Source organism: Streptomyces flavofungini (assembly GCF_041028215.1).
Taxonomy (GTDB): domain Bacteria; phylum Actinomycetota; class Actinomycetes; order Streptomycetales; family Streptomycetaceae; genus Streptomyces; species Streptomyces flavofungini_B.
On the sequence record NZ_JASKYR010001261.1, the window covers coordinates 1 to 1,357 of the forward strand.

1 protein-coding gene is annotated in these 1,357 nt (G+C 75.7%); it reads left to right on the forward strand.

Annotated features, from left to right (window positions below; translation table 11 throughout):
• Positions 1 to 802: 802 nt before the first annotated feature.
• A partial coding sequence (locus AB8Z36_RS40280; protein WP_369218312.1) for an NAD-dependent epimerase/dehydratase family protein occupies positions 803 to 1,357 on the forward strand: 555 nt, incomplete at its 3' end.

Genomic DNA, 1,357 nt, shown 5'->3' on the forward strand with positions numbered 1-1,357 from the left:
GGGGTACGCGCCCCCGTTCTCGCCCGTCTGGGACCCGGTGCTGGTGGCGGCGCGCAAGGCGGTGTCGGCGGTACGGGCGGGCTGACGCGCGCACGGCAGACGGCGACGGCGCACGGCACACGGCGTGCGGCACACGGCGCACGGCACACGGCSTGCGGCGCACGGCGCACGGCACACGGCCTGCGGCGCGCGAGGGGCGTACCGCGCGGAAACGCAAGGGCGCCCCTCACACGCCCCGCCATCACGCCCTGATTCGCGCGCCCTCCCTGCCCCCGGAACGCGCTTGCCGCGCAGGTCAGAACGCGCTTGCTACGAGTGGGCCGCCCCGCGCCGAGCTCCCCGCCGTGGCCGAATCCTTCGCTTCGTACGCCCGAGAATGAAAGGTCCGCGACCGGCCTCCCGGGGCATGCGCTGGCATGCGGTGCGCAAAGACTCGGCAAACGTTGTCACCCCCTCTGAGCGGCCACTGCTATGCGGAGGCAGAACCTCCGGCGCGCCGCGCACGTCCCCCGCCTTCCGCGCGCACCACCGGCACGAGCTGATCCTTTTCACGCCAGCTTTCACAGAATCAGCACAAGCCCCGCAGGTGGAACGCACCATGTGACGCGTCAGGGCGGCACGGACACACACCGCGACAGGTGCTCCGTGCCGTTGGGGAGGGGCGGTACCCGGGGAGCGGTTCAGACACCCTCCCCGGGACCGACGGTGGAGGGGACCACACACCAGATGAAGATCACCGCGCGAGCGGCGGCTCCCGGCGACGGCACCCTGCGGCGCGCCCGCAAGGGAGCGTGAGGCGGCCATGCGCATACTCGTCCTCGGCTCCACGGGATTCCTCGGCGCGCACATCGCCGGACGGCTCCAGACCCTGCCGGGCGTGCGACTGCTCCGCGGCGGCCGGGCCCCCGGCGACGACCCGCGGCTCGACCTCGCCACCTGCGCCCTCGACACCCTGGCCGAGCGGCTCGCCAAGGCCGCGCCGGACGCGGTGGTCAACTGCGCGGGCTCGGTCGACGGCGGCACGCCGCCCCTCGCCGAGGTCAACACCCGCGGCCCCGCCGTCCTCTGCGCGGCCCTCGCCGCGGCGGCGCCCAAGGCCCGGCTCGTGCACCTGGGTTCGGCGGCCGAGTACGGTCCGTCCGGTACCGGCGAGCGGACCCCGGAGTACGCCCCCGCCCGTCCGGTCACCGGCTACGGCGTCACCAAGCTGGCCGGCACGCTCGCCGTGCTGGAGAGCCCCCTGGACGCCCTGGTCCTGCGGGTCACCGAGCCGGTCGGGCCCGGCGCGTCCCCCGCCGGGCTGCCCGGCCGCCTGACCGCCGAGCTGGCCCGCGCCGTGGCGAGGACCCCGCACGGC